We start from the raw sequence: 18,423 nt of genomic DNA, 5'->3' as shown, positions 1-18,423 counted from the left end.
CTGCACGCCAAAACGATCTGCGAGGCGGGTAATGAGCTCCGGGTCGGCCAGGGCAGGGGAGTTGATAGAAATCTTGTCGGCGCCAAACGAGAGAATTTTGGCGGCGTCGTCAGCGGACTTAATCCCGCCCGCCACGCAGAATGGAATGTCGATCACTTCCGCCACGCGTGCCACCCAGCTTTTATCGACCACGCGGCCATCGCTGGAGGCGGTGATGTCGTAAAAGACCAGCTCGTCGGCGCCTTCATCGGCATAGCGTTTTGCCAGCGGGACGATGTCGCCAATGATCTCGTGGTTGCGGAACTGCACGCCTTTCACGACCTGACCATCGCGTACGTCCAGGCAAGGGATTATCCGTTTTGCCAGCATTGAATCGCCTCCGTCACTGTAAATTTACCTTCCAGCAGGGCCCGGCCCACAATCACGCCCTGCACACCGGTACCGCGCAGCGCGGCCACGTCCTCTATATCACCGATACCGCCAGACGACTGGAACGCTACCTGCGGATAACGCGCGCAGACCTCTTCATACAGCGAGACGTTTGAGCCCGCCAGCGTTCCGTCCCGGGAGATGTCCGTGCACAACACGTGCTTCAGACCAACGGGAAGATAGATATCGACCAGCTCTTCCAGCGTCACGCCGGAATTTTCCTGCCAACCGCTAACGGCCACCTGCTTATTACCCTGTTCATCAATACGCACGTCCAGCGCCAGGACCAGGGCATCGGCGCCAAAGCGGCGGAACCAGCCTTTCACGGTCTCAGGAGCTTTCACGGCGGTTGAACCCACCACCACGCGGGCCACGCCAGCGTCCAGCAGCGCCGCGACGTCATCTTCCGTACGCACGCCGCCACCGACCTGGACGGGAACATCAACACCCGCAACAAGTTGTTTAAGCAGCGGGATCTGGCGTTTCGCCGGGTCTTTCGCGCCCGTTAAATCCACCAGGTGCAGTACCTGCGCACCCTGGGCGGCATAATCCTGCAGACGCGGCAGCGGGTCGTTTCCGTAGTCGCGCTGCTGGCCGTAATCGCCCTGATGCAGACGGACAACCGTACCGTCAATTAAATCTAATGCGGGAATAATCATCACATCTCCAGGAAGTTTTTCAGCAGCTGCGCGCCCGCGGCGCCAGAGCGCTCCGGGTGAAACTGCACGCCGAAGAAATTGTCTTTCTGTACGGCCGCCGTGAACGCCTCACCGTAGGTGCACTGGGCGATCGTATTCACGTTCACCGGCATGGCGTAGCTGTGCACGAAGTAAAAATACGCGCCGTCTTCGATGCCGCGAAACAGCCGATCGCCCGCTTTGGCGTAAACGCGGTTCCAGCCCATATGAGGCAGAGGCAGGCCGTGGTCGGACATTTTCGGCACGTCTTCGTCAATAATGCCCAGCAGGTCAACGCCGTTGCTCTCTTCGCTGCGGCGGCCCAGGATCTGCATGCCCAGGCATATGCCCAGCACCGGTTGGGTACAGGCTTTGATCAGGTCGACCAGCTCGCGTTCGCGAATCTGATCCATCGCCGCCTGCGCGGTGCCCACGCCCGGTAAAAAGAGTTTGTCGGCGCGCAGCACCACGTCCGGGTCTCGGCTTACCACCGGCTCATAGCCGTGGCGCGCTATCGCCGATTTGACGGAGTTCAGGTTGGCGCATCCGGTATCCAGAATGACCACGTTCATTACAGCACTCCTTTCGATGAAGGCAGGGCGTCACCTTCCACGCGAATTGCCTGACGAAGGGTACGGCCAAAGGCTTTGAAGAGGCTCTCCACGCGGTGGTGGTCGTTCTTGCCCTTGGTCTTCAGGTGCAGCGTCAGGCCCATGGTGTAGGACAGTGAGCGGAAGAAGTGCTCCACCATTTCTGTGCTCAGATCGCCCACGCGCTGGTAGGTAAAATCGGCTTTATACTCCAGGTGCGGACGACCGGAGATGTCCATCGCGCAGCGCGCCAGACACTCGTCCATCGGCAGGACAAAGCCGAAACGGTTAATGCCGCGCTTGTCGCCGAGCGCCAGCTTCAGGGCTTCACCCAGCGCCAGGCCGGTATCTTCCACGGTGTGATGATCGTCTATGTAGAGATCGCCTTTTACCGTAATTTCCATGCGGAAACCGCCGTGGGTGGCAATCTGGTCCAGCATGTGATCGAAGAAACCGACGCCGGTGTGGATCTTGCTGCCGCCTTCACGGTCCAGCCAGACCTTCACGTCAATCTGCGTCTCTTTGGTGTTGCGCTCAACGTGGGAATAGCGGTCGCGTTTTGTCAGCTGTTCGCCAATCTTCGCCCAGTTAAGGTTGTTACGGTCGTAGCGCAGCCCCGCGATGCCCATGTTTTCCGCCAGCGTAATATCGGTGATGCGATCGCCGATGACATAGCTGTTGGTTTTATCCACCGCATCTTCAGCCAGGTAGCGCTCTACCAGCTTCACCTTTGGCTTACGGCAGTCGCACTCGTCGGCCGGCATGTGCGGGCAAATCAGCACTTCATCAAATACCACGCCCTGAGAGGTCAGCACCTGCATCATTAGATTGTGCGGGCCGTCAAAGTCCGCCTGTGGGAAGCTGTCGGTACCCAGACCATCCTGGTTGGTGATCATCACCAGCTTAAAGCCTGCTTTTTGCAGCTTGAGCAGCACCGGGATCACGTCCGGTTCAAAAGCCAGCTTGTCGAATCGGTCGACCTGAAAATCGGCTGGTGGCTCCGAAATAAGGGTGCCGTCACGATCGATGAAAAGGATCTTCTGGGTCATACTTTCTCCGCTTTCAGGGCGTCAATCACGCGCTGGCTCTCTGCACGGGTGCCTACGGTAATGCGCAGGCAACCGCTCAGAGAAGGTTGTTTATTCTGGTCTCGTAAGATAATGCCCTGATCCCATAAAGATTTAAATACGGCACTCGATGCGGTGAAGCGCACCAGGATGTAGTTAGTTTCCGAGTCGAATACCTGCTCCACGCAAGGGATATTCTTCAGGGCGGTCACCAGATACTGACGTTCCTCCAGGATTTGCGCCACGCGCTCGCGCATCGCGTTGATCCCCTGTGGCGTCAGCGCCTGTGCCGCAATATCGGCAACCGGCGTCGAGAGCGGGTACGGGGCGATCACTTTCAGCAGCAGGTCGATGACCTCTTTATTCGCCAGGGTGAATCCGCAGCGCAGACCCGCAAGGGCAAAGGCTTTTGACAGCGTACGCAGTACCACCAGGTGCGGATACTCTTCCAGCCAGCCTGCCAGCGTCGCCTGTGGGCAGAACTCGATGTAGGCTTCGTCTGCCACCACCAGCGCTTTACCGCGCGTCATCTCCAGCAGGGTGCGAATATCCTGCGGGTTGATAATTTGTCCGGTCGGGTTGTTCGGGCTACAGACAAAGACAACTTTTACACCATCGAGATTGTCGGCAATGCCCTGCAGATCCAGCTGCCAGTTCTCCAGCGCCTGCACGTTGCGGCACGCCACGCCGAAGGTTTCCGCGCTGACGCTGTACATACCATAGGTCGGCTGGCAGTACATCACCGCGTCTTTGCCCGGCTCGCAGAAGGCGCGGATCAGTAGTTCAATGCCCTCATCAGCGCCGCGACTGACCAGCACCTGCTCCGGCTTCACTCCCGCATACTGCGCGTAGTTTTCAATCACGGCCTTCGGCTGACACTCCGGATAGCGGTTCAGCGTTTGCTGCGACAGCTCAAACTGCACCGCCGTCGGGAATTCGTTGGCGTTCAGCCAGACATCTCCTTTGCCTCCGAGACGACGCGCGGACTGATAAGGCGTCAGGCGACGGACATTTTCGCGGGCTAATTCTTCAATGTTCATGCTTGCTCCTTCAGGGCTGCAACGCGCAGCGTAACGGCATTTTTGTGGGCGGTCAGCCGCTCGGCGGCGGCCAGGGTTTCAATAGTAGACGCCAGTGACGCAAAACCTTCGCGGGAGAGCTCCTGCACGGTCATGCGTTTCTGGAAATCCGCCAGGCCCAGGCTCGAACAGGTAGAGGTGTAGCCATACGTGGGCAGCACGTGGTTGGTGCCGGAGGCGTAATCGCCCGCGGACTCCGGTGACCAGTCGCCGAGGAACACCGAGCCCGCGCTGGTAATGCTGTCAACCAGATCGCGCGCGTTGCGGGTCTGAATGATCAGGTGCTCCGGGCCGTACTGGTTGGAGATCGCAATACACTGGTCCAGATCGCGCGCCACAATCAGGCGGCTGGCCGCTAGCGCCTGGCGTGCCGTGTCGGCGCGGGGCAGGTCGGCAAGCTGACGCTCCACGGCTTCGCCCACGCGTTTCGCCATATCGGCATCCGGCGTCAGCAGAATGACCTGCGAGTCCGGGCCGTGTTCCGCCTGAGAAAGCAGGTCGGACGCCACGAAGTCCGGCGTTGCGCCGCTGTCGGCAATCACCAGCACCTCAGACGGGCCGGCAGGCATATCGATGGCCGCGCCGTCCAGACGCTGGCTGACCTGGCGCTTGGCTTCGGTTACATACGCATTGCCCGGACCAAAAATTTTGTCGACCTTAGGAATGGATTCCGTGCCGAACGCCAGGGCCGAAATCGCCTGCGCGCCGCCCACTTTATATACCGCCTGCACGCCGCACAGCTTCGCCGCATAAAGGATCTCGTCGGCAATCGGTGGCGGTGAGCACAGCACCACTTTCTGACACCCGGCAATCCGCGCGGGTGTCGCCAGCATCAGTACGGTGGAGAAAAGCGGGGCAGAGCCGCCGGGAATATAGAGGCCAACGGACGCAACCGGGCGCGTGACCTGCTGGCAACGCACGCCGGGCAGAGTTTCGACATCCACGGTCTGTAGCTGTTGCGCGGTGTGAAAGGTATCAATGTTTTTCACCGCGACGGCCATCGCCTGCTTGATGTCGTCACCCAGACGATTGCTGGCATCAATGATTTCCTGCTCGGTAACCTTTAATGCACCGACTTCCGTCTTGTCAAACTTCGCGCTGTATTCACGCAGCGCGTCATCACCACGGGCTTTGACGTTATCCAGGATCTCCGCCACGGTGCGTGAGATGCTCTCAGAGGCGGAAATCGCCGGGCGCATCAGCAGCTCGCGCTGCTGTGCGTCGCTACAGGTATTCCAGTCGATGATTGTGTTAAAGCTCATGGCCATTACTCCATCATCTTCTCAATAGGCAGCACCAGGATGGAGCTTGCACCCAGCGCCTTCAGTTTTTCCATGGTTTCCCAGAACAGGGTTTCGCTGCTCACCATGTGCATCGCCACGCGCTGCTGATCGCCCGCCAGCGGCAGGATAGTTGGGCGCTCGGCGCCCGGCAGCAGGGCAATCACTTCATCCAGACGCTCGGTTGGGGCGTGCATCATGATGTATTTGGACTCACGCGCCTGAATCACGCCCTGAATGCGGGTCAGCAGCTTGTCGATCAGCTGCTGTTTGGCGTCGGCCATGTCGCCGTCGCGCTGAATCAGGCACGCTTTAGAGCGGTAGATCACTTCCACTTCGCGCAGACCATTCGCTTCCAGCGTCGCGCCGGTAGAGACGAGGTCACAGATGGCGTCCGCCAGACCCGCACGCGGCGCCACTTCAACGGAGCCGTTCAGCAGGCAGGATTTAAACTGCACGCCTTTCTGGTCGAGGTAACGCTTTAACAGGTGAGGGTAAGAGGTGGCGATACGTTTGCCGTTCAGCGCGGCCGGGCCGTCCCACGCTTCGTCAACCGGCGTAGCCAGGGACAGGCGGCAGCCGCCGAAGTCCAGACGACGCAGGGTGAAGTAACGCGGATCTTCGCCCTGCGCGCGGCGGGTCAGCAGCTCTTCTTCCAGCACGTTTTCCCCGATAATGCCGAGGTCAACGACGCCATCCATGACCAGGCCGGGAATATCGTCATCACGCACGCGCAGAATGTCGATGGGCATGTTTTCAGCCAGAGCAATCAGGCGCTGGGTGTGCAGGTTAATTTTAATCCCGCAGCGGGCCAGCAGTTCGCGTGAATCGTCGCTCAAACGGCCTGATTTTTGAATAGCTATGCGTAAGCGTGAGTTATCTAACATTCTTTATTCCTCGTTAACCTGTTTTAACCTGTCTGAATTCGGTCCAAAAAAAAGCCCCCGGAAGAAGATCTTCCGGGGGCTTTTTCATGCGTTCATGCACCACTGGAAGATCCAAACGTCTTCCAGCACACATCGCCTGAAAGACTAGTCAGGATGATGGTGATGATGGTGGTGTTTAAATTGAACGCGTGTCATATAAATTCTCGATGAATGCTTATTCATTTGATGTCTTTTAACCTAAACCAGTTGTACGACATATTGCAAGGGCTTTTTTTGATCATTAATTCATTTCATATTGATGCTATGAATTGTGTGTTCTGCCGGGCTGGCGTAGCCTTATAAAAGACGAGTAAGAGTCAGGAGAATTCGCATGAAAAAGGTCGCGATTGTCGGTTTAGGATGGCTGGGAATGCCGCTGGCGATGTCATTAGCCGCGAAAGGCTGGCAGGTGACCGGGAGCAAAACCACGGCGGATGGGGTAGAGGCAGCGCGCATGTGCGGTATTGACGGCGTTGAGCTGCGCCTTGAACCGGAGCTGGTGTGTGATGCTGACGATCTGGACACGCTGATGAACGTCGATGCGCTGGTGATCACGCTCCCCGCGCGGCGCAGTGGCCCGGGCGAGTCGTTTTATCTGCAGGCGATGCAGGAGATCGTCGACAGCGCGCTGGCGCACCATGTTCCGCGCATCATTTTTACCAGCTCGACGTCGGTGTATGGCGAAGTTGAGGGCGTGGTGAAAGAGAGTTCCGAGCGCCGTCCCGTGACGGCGAGCGGTCAGGTTCTGAAAGAGCTGGAAGACTGGCTGCATAATCTTCCCGGCACGCAGGTCGATATTGTCCGTCTGGCGGGGTTGGTGGGCCCTGGCCGCCATCCGGGACGCTTTTTTGCCGGGAAATCTGCGCCAGACGGCCAGCATGTTGTCAATCTTGTGCACCTTGACGATGTTGTTGGCGCAATTGAGCTACTCTTACAGGCTCCGAAAGGTGGACACATCTATAATATATGTGCACCTTCTCATCCGGCGCGCAGCACGTTTTACCCGCTGATGGCACGTCAGCTGGGCCTGGCTCCGCCGGTTTTTGGTGAGGTAAAGGATGGCAGCAAAGGCAAAATTGTTGATGGCAATCGAATTTGTCATGAGCTGGGGTTTGAGTATCAGTATCCCGATCCGCTGGTGATGCCCATGGAATAAGACCCGCAGCGGAGACGATCGCACACCAGAAGGGGGCGAGCATGAAACCGCTGCTGGATGTTCTTATTATTCTGGATGCTCTGGAAAAAGAGGGGAGCTTTGCCGCTGCGTCAGCAAAGCTCTACAAAACCCCATCTGCGTTGAGCTATACCGTCCAAAAACTGGAAAGCGATCTCAATATCCAGATCCTCGATCGCACCGGGCACCGCGCACGTTTCACCCGTACCGGACAGATGCTGCTGGAAAAAGGTCGCGAAGTCCTCCATACCGTTCGTGAACTCGAAAAACAGGCCGTAAAACTTCATCAGGGTTGGGAAAACGAGCTGGTTATTGGCGTGGATGATACTTTTCCATTTTCTCTCCTGACACCGCTGATTGAAGCCTTCTATCAACACCATAGCGTGACCCGGCTTATCTTTATCAACGGCGTGCTGGGTGGATCCTGGGATGCCTTAACGCAGGGCAGGGCGGATATTTTCGTCGGTGCGCTCCATGAGCCTCCCCAGCTGAGCGATTTTGGTTTTGCCCGGCTGGGCGTGCTGGAGCAGGTATTTGCTGTGGCACCCCATCACCCGCTGGCTCAGGAACCCGAGCCGCTTAACCGTCGCGTAATTAAAGGCTACCGCGCCATAGTTGTTGGGGACAGCTCTCGTCCGGAATGCTCGGTCTCCTCGCAGCTGCTTGATGAGCAGGAGGCCATTACCGTTTTCGACTTTAAAACCAAGCTGGAACTGCAAATAAGCGGCCTGGGCTGCGGCTATTTACCGCGCTATCTGGCGCAGCGGTTTATTGACAGCGGTGCGCTTGTTGAAAAACAGGTACTTGCTCAAAGCAGTAATGAATCGGTGTGGGTAGGCTGGAATGAACAAACTGCCGGGTTGGCCAGCGCCTGGTGGCGAGACGAGATTTTAGCAAATAGTGCTATCGCCGCCGTTTACTCTCAGCCCGACGTCCAGAAATCAGCCAGTTAGTAAAAAGAAAATTGTCCCATGCTTTGCAAAGTATTGCCTTTTGTATCCGATGTGGGGCAAAATGCGGCCGCTGCAACCAAATGAATAATCGACGATATAAAAGGCGTCGGTTATTTTTTTTTGCATGTACGAAACGAAACTAAAAACCAAGAGGCCGGGCTTCGTACCGGATAGATATTTACTAAAATCCGACAGTTGTTGTCGCTGAGGAAGAAAGAAATGGGGCAATTTTTCGCTTACGTGGCGGTTATCACCGTAAAGGAGAATAACTATGTCGCATAACGCAACTCCAAACACCTCTCGCGTGGAATTACGTAAAACGCTTACGTTGATTCCGGTTGTTATGATGGGCCTTGCCTATATGCAACCGATGACGCTGTTCGATACATTCGGTATCGTATCAGGCCTCACAGACGGTCATGTGCCGACGGCTTATGGCTTCGCGCTGATTGCGATCCTCTTTACCGCGCTGAGCTACGGTAAACTGGTGCGTCGCTATCCGTCTGCTGGTTCCGCCTACACCTATGCTCAGAAATCCATCAGCCCGACAGTTGGCTTTATGGTGGGCTGGTCTTCGCTGCTCGACTATCTGTTCGCGCCGATGATCAACATTCTGCTGGCAAAAATTTATTTTGAAGCGCTGGTGCCGTCGATTCCATCCTGGATGTTCGTCGTGGCGCTGGTGGCCTTTATGACTGCCTTTAACCTGCGCAGCATTAAGTCCGTTGCCAACTTTAACTCCGTTATCGTTGTGCTTCAGGTTGTCCTGATTGCCGTTATTCTTGGCATGGTGATTTACGGTGTGTTCCACGGTGAAGGTGCCGGCACTCTGGCGAGCAGCAAGCCGTTCTGGTCTGGTGATGCCCATGTGATCCCGATGATTACCGGGGCAACCATTCTGTGCTTCTCCTTTACCGGTTTTGACGGCATCAGCAACCTGTCTGAAGAAACGAAAGATGCAGAGCGCGTGATCCCTCGTGCAATCTTCCTGACGGCGCTGATTGGTGGTCTGATCTTTATTTTCTCGACCTATTTCCTGCAGCTGTACTTCCCGGATATCTCCCGTTTCAAGGATCCGGATGCGTCTCAGCCGGAAATCATGCTCTATGTGGCGGGTAAAGCGTTCCAGGTTGGCGCGCTGATCTTCTCCACCATTACCGTACTGGCGTCGGGTATGGCCGCGCATGCAGGCGTTGCGCGTCTGATGTACGTGATGGGCCGCGATGGCGTATTCCCGAAAAGCTTCTTCGGCTACGTTCATCCAACCTGGCGTACCCCGGCGATGAACATCATCCTGGTCGGTGCCATTGCGCTGCTGGCGATTAACTTTGACCTGGTGATGGCAACGGCGCTGATTAACTTCGGTGCGCTGGTGGCGTTCACCTTTGTTAACCTGTCGGTTATCTCTCAGTTCTGGATCCGTGAAAAGCGTAACAAGACGCTGAAAGACCACTTCCAGTATCTGTTCCTGCCGATGTGCGGTGCCCTGACCGTGGGCGCGCTGTGGGTTAACCTGGAAGAGAGCTCTATGGTGCTTGGCCTGATTTGGGCGGGTATCGGCCTGATTTACCTGGCCTGCGTCACGAAGAGCTTCCGTAACCCGGTTCCTCAGTACGAAGACGTCGCGTAATCACTTTGCCACATGCAGTAATTATCCTTAATGCCAGTCACTGACTGGCATTTTTACGTCATTGGAAACCCTAGCCAGGCTAGCGGGTCAGTAAGGCTATCAGCTTAGAGTCGGTTATTAAAACTCTTTTTGATTTGTTAACTATTTGTAGTCCGGCAACTGCAAGAGTCAAAACAGAAATCAAAAGGGGGTTTCAATGTGGGGCGAAAAGAACTTAGCGCACATCCGACAGAACTCTAGATATAACATATTTTTGCTCCGGACAATTGGCGGGATCTTGAGAAATCTATGTGAATTGCTGTATGAGGAGTTTGGTGACCTGAATTACAAATACAGAAACAGGTGGTTCTGATTCCGTTACGATGTGAATGCGGTAGGTAAAAATACGGCGAATATACAGAAATAATTAAAATATTCTTTTAAAAAGGATAAAGTGTGAAATCAGTTATCACTATCATATCTTATTAACCCGTTCACGGACCGTTAGTAACAAAAAAGATGACAAATATCTGATTTTATGCGCCTGCTATGGCACAACCGGTAATAAGTCCTTACTAACCACATTTCTATAACCTGCGATATAGTCGGAGGTTATTTTATCCTACTTTTATTAGGCTTTATTCAGTAAATAGCGGGGAGGTGGAAAGAGAGCTGAGCTTTTGTAATTCAATAATGTGAATTTGCTACTGAGGAAATAGTGGAAGCAGAAATTTAGATGAAATAGTGAGGTCCTTATAAAAGACCCCACTGTTCAATAAATGCTAGAGTGTAACGTGCTTGTCTAGTGGCAATCCATAAATGCTTCACAAAGAGTAATTAATTTATAATTCTTTGTATCAATGAACATATCAAAGGGAAGATCTGGAATTCCTTTCATTATTTCGCTATGCCCTGATTTGTAGATACCAATGACTTGTTGCCTGAATTTCAATGTTGAAAGTTCAGGAGCATGAAGAATGTCAGCAAGTTTTTCAACTGGCGCAGTGTCAGCGCATACTGCGGAGTCATTGGATGCGAAAATGACTGGCCCCCTCTGCTGTTGTAAAAATTCAGTAATTTCATCTTCGGGAATGGTGGTTGAAACACAGGTTGAATAATTCACCACTGTGTCAATATCAGACGAAATACCTTCATGAGTTGAGCCCAGTTTTATGATGTTAAAACCATATCCTAAATTTACACCCCGGTCATTTATCATAGCTCCACTTGTAGCAGTATAGGTGGCTGAAGAAAGTCCTAAAATATCACTTTGATACAAGATCGGTTTTTTGTTAATGATTTTTTCTGATGCTACTCCTGTGCTGTTAACACGAACCTGTTTTATCGAGTTTCTGGATATAATATAAGAACAAATACCATCTTCATTGATGTTCATATTTCTGCAAAGATTAGCATAGAATAAATCATTATCTTTTTGGATGACCTTTTGGGCATTCATGGCAAAAGCTTCAAACCATAATGCTTTCAATTGCCCATTAGCTTCAATAGCAGAATATACAGGTAAACTATATTCCTCTGAACCTATAGCTATCCCATTGTTAGTTTGTTTAATTCCATCATTTAATGATGGGTAGTTCCAAAGTTGCGACGCATAGGCAAAGAAATCTTTAGTCCGACCAAGTTCGTAATTTTTTATCAATTTGCCCTTTTTACTGTCGAGTAAGCTGCTTCCAAACCCTAACTCTTTCACCTCTGCGCCAGATAAATCGAGGACAGTTGGCCAGACATCGAGTAAAGTGCCTTCAGTATTATTAACAGTGGGTTTCAAATCTTTTTTGATAATAATGAAACGGTTTCTTCTCTCCTGGCTCACCTTATCGAGGAGAGGAGAGGCACTATTTGCCATCATTAGATGATCTGATACCAGCACGACGATAGTATTCTCGAACCAGGGACTATTCGTTATTCGATTTATAAAATCAGTCAGCAGATAATCTGAACAAGCCACTGAGGCAAGCATAGGATACTGCTCATTCTTAGGTACATGATTCTCACAGGCTTTCAAAAATGTCCCTTCCGGGGAGTGCGTATTTACTGTCAGGAGCGATAGCAGGAACGGTTGCTTCTGCTGGGACATACGTGAAAATTCATCCCATGCATGCTTAAGCAATAAGTCATCATGAATTCCCCATCCACTGACATCATCAGGTGTGGCAAGAAGGTTTTCCGCGAAATAATTTTTATCGTGCTGCGATTGCCAACCATGTTGCTCGAGGAATTTATCCCCCCCAGCGAATTCTTTCTGACTACCACGAATAAATTCGGTCTGATAGCCTTGAGTTCCAAACCATGAAGCTACACAGTCAGCCTTACCCAGGAAGTTGACGAAGCTCGCTCCAGAATTACCTTGTTCCATGATAAGTGGAATACCGCATTGAGTATTTACTAATCCCGCCATGGTCCATCCTATGCCCCGGATTGGTGGTTGACGTATGTTGGTAAACTGCATGTATTTATTTGCAAGCGCGCTCAGGCCTGGCGTGTAATTTGTTCCATCCAGGCTCTGGAATGTGTTTTCAAGACTTTCGGCATAAATAAAAACGTAATTATATTTTTTATCTAATTGCGCAGTTGCTTTTTTATATTCTTTTTTTACTGCGGCGGCATTACCATCATTAAAGAAGGTGTCTTTGGTTGAGTTGTAAATGTTCGAAATAAACTGTGATGGAATTATACTGATTAAAATGAGAGACCAAATGAATGTTGTTTTTTTTAGGGGGAGTAAGTCCTTTTTTTTGTATTTTAAATATACGCTACATGCAAGTGTTGCCAAAATGATAATAATAAATATCAATCCGACCTGTAACTTGCTGTAAATATCATCAAGTGATGTGCCTTGTGCTGTATTAAATAACTGGTAGTATACGGCGTCGGTGACACCATAGCCAGTAAACATGTTTGAAATATACCAAAAAGCAAACAGTACGAAAATAATGCTAGTGGTAATTGATTTTAAAAAGATCCATCTGTGAGATGAAATAGCAAATACAAGTAGTGCAAAGAGTTGTAAGTAAATCATTTTAGAGGCTTTAAAAGTAAGTTAATCTGTTATCATGTAAGTTGCGATTTTATCATGATTTTTAGGGGCAATGAATGTCTTATGACATTTTTCTGCCATAAAAATGTCATAAATACTCTCTGATACCCCACTTATATGAAAGTGAGACCATGTCATTCGGGCTTAAACAATCTCCTGTGCATACTGATACAGGGATTTCAACAGCGCCTGTTTCTCAGCATTCCCTTCATACTGGCCATAAAGCATTTCCAGCTCCTGGGCATAGCTGTTAAGAAACTCCTGGGTAAAGACATTGCGACGATGCTGCAGCCAGCGATCCTGCTCTGCCTCGTCCAGCGTGCCGGGGAAGTTACGCGCGCGGTAGTTAAACATCAGTTTTTCGATGCGTTTATCGGCGAAAGTAATATCCAGCGCCGGTAAGTTACGCGGCTCGGTTTGCAGAACGATATTCATCGCCGCGCGGTCGGCATCGCTGAAGAAGCCGTTGTAGAGCTGGGCGTCCACGTTTTCAGACGGCACGAACGGCTCCGCCTCGGCAAAGATGGCGACCACTTTCTCGCGCACCTGCGGGTTTTCGCGCAGCACTTTCAGGTTATCGAGGCAGTGCTGCCGGTTAATGCCCAGTCTGTCCGCATCTTCCGGGCGCAGCGTATTCGCCTGCGCGAGTACCGGACATTTATTGATATGCACCAGTTTGACCGGCACCGCAGGCAGATCGCCGAGCTCATTTTTCGGGGTATAAAGCCGTTCGCGCAGGGTATCGCTGTCGAGCTCCAGCAGCGGCGAAATATCGCCGGCTAAATCCACCATGATGACCGCATTACGGTTGTCCGGATGCCACGCCAGCGGCACGACCCAGCTGGTATTGCCGCGCCAGGCGCCAAACATGCCGGAGATATGCACCAGGGGTTTCATCTGCGGTACGTCGATAAGGGTCATGAGCTTCTGCTTGCTGCGGTGGCTCAGCAGATATTCAAACAGCCGGGGCTGCGCGTTTTTCACTAGCTTCGCCATGGCAATGGTGGCATAGACGTCCGCCATCGCGTCGTGGGCATTGCTGTGCTCGATGCCGTTGGCTCGCGTCAGGTGTTCCAGCCGGAAGCTCGTCAGCCCTTCCTCATTTTCAGGCCAGTTAATGCCCTCAGGACGCAGGGCATAACAGGCGCGCATGATGTCGAGCAAATCCCAGCGTGAATTGCGGTTCTGCCAGCTCCAGGCATAGGGATCGTAGAAGTTGCGATAGAAGATGTTGCGCGTTACTTCGTCATCGAAGCGGATGTTGTTGTAACCGACCACGCAGGTATTGGGGACGGTAAACAGATCGTGGATGCGTCGGGCGAATTCTGCCTCGTTAACGCCTTTCTCGCGCGCTTCCTGAGGCGTGATCCCGGTGACCATGACCGCCCCGGGCTGCGGCAGGTAGTCATCAGCCGGTTTGCAGTAAAAGACCTCAGGCTCGCCAATAATGTTGAATTCGTCGTCGGTACGGATGGCGGCAAACTGCGCCGGTCGGTCCAGCGCCGGGTGCGTGCCAAAGGTTTCGTAGTCATGGAATAAAAAAGTCGGGCGAGCGGCAGAGTCAGACACCAGTAATACCATCCTGTTAAAAAATGACGTCACTATGGTAAACGATCGTGCGGTTCAGACCGAATAAAAAGCACCTACGTGACGCAAATTTGCGCGCCAGCTTCAGAGAAAAATCTGCGTTCTGTCACATTTTTTTGCAATTAAGCCAGGTAACGGCATCAGAACTCCCGTAAAAAGGTCATCGATTTTTAATGACCTGAGGATATACCGTTGAAACGCCGTCTGTTTATTGCTGTTTCTTTACTCGCTTCGAGTGTCTCATCTGCATTTGCGGCCGAACCACTGGATTTTTCGCCGCAGCCTCCGGCCATTCAGGCTGGCTCCTGGGTGCTGATGGACTACACGACTGGTCAGATCTTAACGGCGGGCAACGAACATCAACAACGCAATCCGGCGAGCCTGACCAAGCTGATGACGGGGTATGTGGTTGATCGGGCCATTGATAGCCATCGCATTACGCCGGACGACATTGTCACCGTCGGGCGTGACGCTTGGGCAAAAGGCAACCCGGTTTTTGACGGCTCGTCGCTGATGTTCCTGAAAGAGGGCGATCGCGTCTCCGTGCGTGATTTAAGCCGCGGTCTGATCGTCGATTCCGGCAACGACGCCTGCGTGGCGCTGGCCGATCACGTGGCGGGCGGCCAGCCGCAGTTTGTGAAGATGATGAACGACTACGTGCAGAAGCTGAACCTGCGCGATACGCACTTTGAAACCGTCCACGGGCTGGACGCGCCGGGCCAGCACAGCTCGGCCTATGACCTGGCCGTACTTTCCCGGGCCATCATTCACGGCGAGCCTGAGTTTTACCATATGTACAGCGAAAAGAGCCTGACCTGGAACGGGATCACCCAGCAAAACCGTAACGGCCTGCTGTGGGATAAAACCATGAACGTGGACGGGCTTAAAACGGGGCACACCTCGGGAGCGGGCTTTAACCTGATTGCCTCCGCCGTTGACGGGCAGCGTCGTTTAATCGCGGTGGTGATGGGGGCGGACAGCCCGAAAGGACGTGAGGACCAGGCCCGGAAACTGCTGCACTGGGGGCAGCAGAACTTCGATACGGTGCAAATCCTGCACAACGGTAAAAAAGTGGGGACAGAGCGTATCTGGTACGGCGATAAGGAGCAGGTGAAACTGGGCACCGACCAGGACTTCTGGCTGGCCCTGCCGAAAGCGGAAGTGCCGAACATCAAAGCCAAATACGTGCTGGATAAAAAAGAGCTGGAAGCGCCGATTGCTGCGCATCAGCGGGTCGGGGAGATCCAGCTCTATGACCGCGACAAGGTGGTGGCGCACTGGCCGCTGGTGACGCTGGAAGCCGTTGATAAAGGCGGGCTGTTCTCTCGCATGAGCGATTATCTCCACCACACGCTTTAACCGCTGATGGGCAGACTGGCAGGGTTGCGAGTCTGCTCACATAATAAACACTCCTCGTTTGCCGATAATAGTAATCCAGTTTTATAGTGTATAAATATACAGTAATAAATGGAGGCAGCATGGACTACAGCATCAAGCAGCAAAAGAAACGTAAGATTGCCGGTTTTCATTTGGTCGGACCTTGGGAACAAACGGTAAAACAGGGCTTTGAACAGCTGGTGATGTGGGTTGACGGGCGTCACATTGAGCCGCTGGAGTGGGTGGCGGTCTATTACGATAACCCGGATGAAGTCCCGGCAGAAAAACTGCGCTGTGATACGGCCGTTACCGTACCGGACGATTTCGTTATTCCGGAAAACAGCGAAGGCGTCATGATGACGGAAATCGCGGCCGGGGACTATGCCGTGGCGACGGCTCGCGTGGAAAACTACGACTTCGCCACGCCCTGGTATCAGTTCTTCAATTCCCTGCTGCAGGACAATAAATACCAGATGGCGCTAAAGCCCTGCTTCGAGCGCTATCTTAATGACGGCAATGCAGACGGCTACTGGGATATCGAAATGTATATCGCGGTAGAGCATAAAACGGCTTAGGCCTGCTAAATGAAGGGTTTTTCAGCCGGGAGCGATCCGCCCGGCTGAAAACACAGTACAATTGTGATTTGCCGTGTAGCTGGAGAGCGGGTGTGCGTCCCGACAAATCATTAACCCCTTTTGAAATTCGGTTGTACAAACATTACCGCGTGGTGCACGGGTGTCGCATCGCGCTGGCTTTCGTATTGACGTTTGTACTGGTCCGTTTGCTGGATGTTCCGGAAGGGACGTGGCCGCTGATCACCCTGGTGGTGGTGATGGGGCCTATCTCGTTTTGGGGGAACGTTGTTCCGCGCGCCTTCGAGCGAATTGGCGGGACGGTTTTAGGCTCGGCCCTTGGGCTTATTGCCCTTAAGCTGGAGCTTATCTCATTTCCGGTGATGCTGGCATGGTGCGGTGCCGCCATGTTCCTGTGCGGCTGGCTGGCGTTGGGCAAAAGACCGTATCAGGCCTTGCTGATTGGGATTACTCTCGCGGTGGTTGTCGGTGCGCCCGCCGGGGATATGACCACGGCGCTGTGGCGAAGCGGGGATGTCATCCTGGGGTCACTGCTGGCCATGCTCTTCACCGGTATCTGGCCGCAGCGCGCTTTTCTGCACTGGCGTATTCAGATGGCGAACTACGTCACCGCCTTTAACCGCGTCTATCAGGCCGGTTTTTCTCCGAATCTGGTCGAACGTCCCCGGCTGGAAAAGCATCTGCAAACGATCCTCACCGATGTGGTCAAAATGCGCGGCCTGATCACGCCTGCCAGCAAAGAAACCCATATTCAGAAATCGATTTTCGAAGCCATCCAGACGGTAAGCCGCAATCTGGTCTGCATGCTTGAACTGCAGATCAACGCGCACTGGGCCTCGCGTCCCAGCCATCTGTTGATGCTTAACGCACAGACCCTCAAAGAGACCCAGCAGATGACGCAGCAAACGCTGTTGACCATTGCCCATGCGCTCTATGAAGGGAACCCGCAGCCGATACTGGCCAACAGCGAGCGGCTGAATGAGATCGTCGCGGAGCTGAAGCAGTTAATCAATGAACGCCAGAGCGATAACGTGGCGGAAACGCCTATTCATGGCTACGTCTGGCTGAGCATGGAGCTGGCGCGGCAGCTTGAGCTGTTATCGCACCTTATTTGCCGGGCGCTGCGCAAATAAAAGGCTTATGTGACGCCTGCTGCTTCGATTCAGCAGCAATTGGGGTTATGATAGCTTTAAACGATATACTCATTGTCATTCGCAGCCGCTGTCAGTAAGGTTATTGTTACAACGGTTGCCTTAACGAATCCGAATCTCACATTATCAGGGGTGTAAAAATGGAAACTACCAAGCCTTCGTTCCAGGATGTTCTGGAATTCGTCCGCCTGTTCCGCCGCAAAAACAAGCTGCAGCGTGAAATCCAGGACGTTGAGAAGAAGATCCGTGACAACCAGAAACGTGTTCTGCTGCTCGACAACCTGAGCGACTACATCAAGCCAGGTATGAGCGTTGAAGCTATTCAGGGCATCATCGCCAGCATGAAGAGCGACTATGAAGACCGCGTTGATGACTACATCATCAAAAATGCTGAGCTGTCCAAAGAGCGTCGTGACATCTCTAAAAAGCTGAAAGTGATGGGCGAAATCAAAAACGGCGAAGCAAAAAGCGAGTAATCGCAGCGAATAGTGAAAAAGGCTCTCTGGTGACAGAGAGCCTTTTTTTATGATTCAGAACGCGGCTGTAGCTGATAAATCCAGGCCTGAACCTGCTTGCCTGCAAGGGTGGTTACCATGACCTCAACCCGATCGTAGCCGTCTTCAAATTCGTCCAGCATTTGCCAGTGTGCGGCAAGGTTATCCGAGATAAACAGATAGCCTTCGACGCGGGGGCCGTCAGGGTGAAGCACAATTCCCGGGAAGTCCGCCGCGGCGCCCCAGCCGCGTTCGTAAAACGTACCGGATACGGAACCGGCCAGCCATTCGCCGCCGATGTTTTCAAGAATATGCGCATTAGCGTGGCCCGGGCGCAGCGTGCCGTAGACAAACAGAGCGTTCATTTTCCCTCATCCGC

At 53.0% G+C, this 18,423-nt stretch carries 19 protein-coding genes and 1 other annotated feature; of the genes, 8 read left to right on the top strand and 11 right to left on the bottom strand.

From position 1 onward, the window contains the following. The 8 genes from hisF to hisL form a co-directional block, all read right to left on the bottom strand. Positions 1–369, bottom strand: a 369-nt coding sequence (gene hisF, locus DEO48_RS11810; protein ID WP_181367000.1) for an imidazole glycerol phosphate synthase subunit HisF, incomplete at its 3' end; no start/stop codon positions are given. Further along, the gene (gene hisA, locus DEO48_RS11805) at positions 351–1,088 is read right to left on the bottom strand and encodes a 1-(5-phosphoribosyl)-5-[(5-phosphoribosylamino)methylideneamino]imidazole-4-carboxamide isomerase (RefSeq protein WP_109845260.1); all 738 of its coding nucleotides are present in this window, start codon (positions 1,086–1,088) and stop codon (positions 351–353) included. The genes hisA and hisF, both read right to left, overlap by 19 nt. Further along, positions 1,088–1,678, bottom strand: a complete 591-nt coding sequence (hisH, locus tag DEO48_RS11800; protein WP_063441239.1) for an imidazole glycerol phosphate synthase subunit HisH — start codon at positions 1,676–1,678, stop codon at positions 1,088–1,090. The genes hisA and hisH overlap by 1 nt, the downstream gene beginning before the upstream one ends. Further along, entirely contained in the window at positions 1,678–2,745 is a 1,068-nt protein-coding gene (gene hisB, locus DEO48_RS11795) for a bifunctional histidinol-phosphatase/imidazoleglycerol-phosphate dehydratase HisB (RefSeq protein WP_109845259.1), read from the bottom strand. The genes hisH and hisB overlap by 1 nt, the downstream gene beginning before the upstream one ends. After that, positions 2,742–3,803, bottom strand: a complete 1,062-nt coding sequence (gene hisC, locus DEO48_RS11790; protein WP_109845258.1) for a histidinol-phosphate transaminase — start codon at positions 3,801–3,803, stop codon at positions 2,742–2,744. Before hisC ends, hisB begins: the two co-directional genes overlap by 4 nt. Next, positions 3,800–5,104: a histidinol dehydrogenase gene (gene hisD / locus DEO48_RS11785; RefSeq protein ID WP_109845261.1), complete on the bottom strand. Its 1,305-nt coding sequence runs from the start codon at positions 5,102–5,104 to the stop codon at positions 3,800–3,802. The genes hisC and hisD overlap by 4 nt, the downstream gene beginning before the upstream one ends. A 5-nt stretch (positions 5,105–5,109) precedes the next feature. Further along, positions 5,110–6,009, bottom strand: a complete 900-nt coding sequence (hisG, locus tag DEO48_RS11780; protein ID WP_028018500.1) for an ATP phosphoribosyltransferase — start codon at positions 6,007–6,009, stop codon at positions 5,110–5,112. A gap of 45 nt (positions 6,010–6,054) precedes the next feature. Beyond that, positions 6,055–6,178, bottom strand: a sequence feature (His leader region). Beyond that, positions 6,154–6,204: a his operon leader peptide gene (gene hisL, locus DEO48_RS11775; protein ID WP_001364200.1), complete on the bottom strand. Its 51-nt coding sequence runs from the start codon at positions 6,202–6,204 to the stop codon at positions 6,154–6,156. (Overlaps the previous feature by 25 nt.) A gap of 175 nt (positions 6,205–6,379) precedes the next feature. Between hisL and DEO48_RS11770 the strand changes: the two genes are divergently transcribed. The 4 genes from DEO48_RS11770 (at position 6,380) to plaP (ending at position 9,805) form a co-directional block, all read left to right on the top strand. Beyond that, positions 6,380–7,204: an SDR family oxidoreductase gene (locus DEO48_RS11770; protein WP_109845257.1), complete on the top strand. Its 825-nt coding sequence runs from the start codon at positions 6,380–6,382 to the stop codon at positions 7,202–7,204. 41 nt (positions 7,205–7,245) lie between these two features. Beyond that, positions 7,246–8,175 (top strand): LysR substrate-binding domain-containing protein, encoded by a 930-nt coding sequence (locus DEO48_RS11765; protein ID WP_096151385.1) that lies wholly within the window; start codon positions 7,246–7,248, stop codon positions 8,173–8,175. 219 nt (positions 8,176–8,394) lie between these two features. Further along, entirely contained in the window at positions 8,395–8,457 is a 63-nt protein-coding gene (gene yoeI, locus DEO48_RS11760) for a membrane protein YoeI (RefSeq protein ID WP_099458931.1), read from the top strand. Next, on the top strand, positions 8,447–9,805 hold the full coding sequence (gene plaP, locus DEO48_RS11755; RefSeq protein WP_023312362.1) for a putrescine/proton symporter PlaP: 1,359 nt from the start codon (positions 8,447–8,449) through the stop codon (positions 9,803–9,805). Before yoeI ends, plaP begins: the two co-directional genes overlap by 11 nt. A gap of 781 nt (positions 9,806–10,586) precedes the next feature. Here the strand turns inward: plaP and DEO48_RS11745 are convergent. Further along, positions 10,587–12,824, bottom strand: coding sequence for a phosphoglycerol transferase I (locus DEO48_RS11745; RefSeq protein WP_109845256.1), 2,238 nt, complete (start codon positions 12,822–12,824; stop codon positions 10,587–10,589). Between the two features lie 162 nt (positions 12,825–12,986). Continuing rightward, a complete protein-coding gene (gene sbcB, locus DEO48_RS11740) occupies positions 12,987–14,423 on the bottom strand; it encodes an exodeoxyribonuclease I (protein WP_375232170.1) in 1,437 nt (478 codons plus the stop codon). A 198-nt stretch (positions 14,424–14,621) separates the two neighbouring features. Between sbcB and dacD the strand changes: the two genes are divergently transcribed. The 4 genes from dacD (at position 14,622) to DEO48_RS11720 (ending at position 18,026) form a co-directional block, all read left to right on the top strand. After that, positions 14,622–15,788 carry a serine-type D-Ala-D-Ala carboxypeptidase DacD gene (dacD, locus tag DEO48_RS11735; protein ID WP_045887846.1) on the top strand — a complete coding sequence of 389 codons (1,167 nt, stop codon included), beginning with the start codon at positions 14,622–14,624 and terminating at the stop codon, positions 15,786–15,788. 119 nt (positions 15,789–15,907) lie between these two features. Continuing rightward, on the top strand, positions 15,908–16,381 hold the full coding sequence (gene sbmC, locus DEO48_RS11730; RefSeq protein WP_029739252.1) for a DNA gyrase inhibitor SbmC: 474 nt from the start codon (positions 15,908–15,910) through the stop codon (positions 16,379–16,381). 92 nt (positions 16,382–16,473) lie between these two features. Then, complete coding sequence (locus DEO48_RS11725) at positions 16,474–17,532, top strand: FUSC family protein (protein ID WP_109845254.1); 1,059 nt, start codon at positions 16,474–16,476, stop codon at positions 17,530–17,532. Between the two features lie 158 nt (positions 17,533–17,690). Further along, the gene (locus DEO48_RS11720) at positions 17,691–18,026 is read left to right on the top strand and encodes a DUF496 family protein (protein WP_008499467.1); all 336 of its coding nucleotides are present in this window, start codon (positions 17,691–17,693) and stop codon (positions 18,024–18,026) included. A 47-nt stretch (positions 18,027–18,073) separates the two neighbouring features. On the opposite strand, the gene DEO48_RS11715 is transcribed toward DEO48_RS11720, so the two are convergent. After that, on the bottom strand, positions 18,074–18,409 hold the full coding sequence (locus DEO48_RS11715; RefSeq protein ID WP_109845253.1) for a gamma-glutamylcyclotransferase family protein: 336 nt from the start codon (positions 18,407–18,409) through the stop codon (positions 18,074–18,076). Between the last annotated feature and the right edge of the window lie 14 nt (positions 18,410–18,423).

The sequence above is a fragment of the Enterobacter sp. CGMCC 5087 genome (assembly GCF_003144775.1).
GTDB lineage: Bacteria > Pseudomonadota > Gammaproteobacteria > Enterobacterales > Enterobacteriaceae > Enterobacter > Enterobacter cloacae_M.
The sequence above is the reverse complement of the archived record's forward strand: the minus strand, read 5'-3'. Positions and strand labels throughout refer to the sequence as shown.

Coding starts and splice junctions, on each gene's coding strand:
- hisA (WP_109845260.1), bottom strand. CDS start 1,088: ATGATTATTCCCGCATTAGATTTAATTGACGGTACGGTTGTCCGTCTG.
- hisH (WP_063441239.1), bottom strand. CDS start 1,678: ATGAACGTGGTCATTCTGGATACCGGATGCGCCAACCTGAACTCCGTC.
- hisB (WP_109845259.1), bottom strand. CDS start 2,745: ATGACCCAGAAGATCCTTTTCATCGATCGTGACGGCACCCTTATTTCG.
- hisC (WP_109845258.1), bottom strand. CDS start 3,803: ATGAACATTGAAGAATTAGCCCGCGAAAATGTCCGTCGCCTGACGCCT.
- hisD (WP_109845261.1), bottom strand. CDS start 5,104: ATGAGCTTTAACACAATCATCGACTGGAATACCTGTAGCGACGCACAG.
- hisG (WP_028018500.1), bottom strand. CDS start 6,009: ATGTTAGATAACTCACGCTTACGCATAGCTATTCAAAAATCAGGCCGT.
- DEO48_RS11770 (WP_109845257.1), top strand. CDS start 6,380: ATGAAAAAGGTCGCGATTGTCGGTTTAGGATGGCTGGGAATGCCGCTG.
- DEO48_RS11765 (WP_096151385.1), top strand. CDS start 7,246: ATGAAACCGCTGCTGGATGTTCTTATTATTCTGGATGCTCTGGAAAAA.
- plaP (WP_023312362.1), top strand. CDS start 8,447: ATGTCGCATAACGCAACTCCAAACACCTCTCGCGTGGAATTACGTAAA.
- DEO48_RS11745 (WP_109845256.1), bottom strand. CDS start 12,824: ATGATTTACTTACAACTCTTTGCACTACTTGTATTTGCTATTTCATCT.
- sbcB (WP_375232170.1), bottom strand. CDS start 14,423: ATGGTATTACTGGTGTCTGACTCTGCCGCTCGCCCGACTTTTTTATTC.
- sbmC (WP_029739252.1), top strand. CDS start 15,908: ATGGACTACAGCATCAAGCAGCAAAAGAAACGTAAGATTGCCGGTTTT.
- DEO48_RS11720 (WP_008499467.1), top strand. CDS start 17,691: ATGGAAACTACCAAGCCTTCGTTCCAGGATGTTCTGGAATTCGTCCGC.
- DEO48_RS11715 (WP_109845253.1), bottom strand. CDS start 18,409: ATGAACGCTCTGTTTGTCTACGGCACGCTGCGCCCGGGCCACGCTAAT.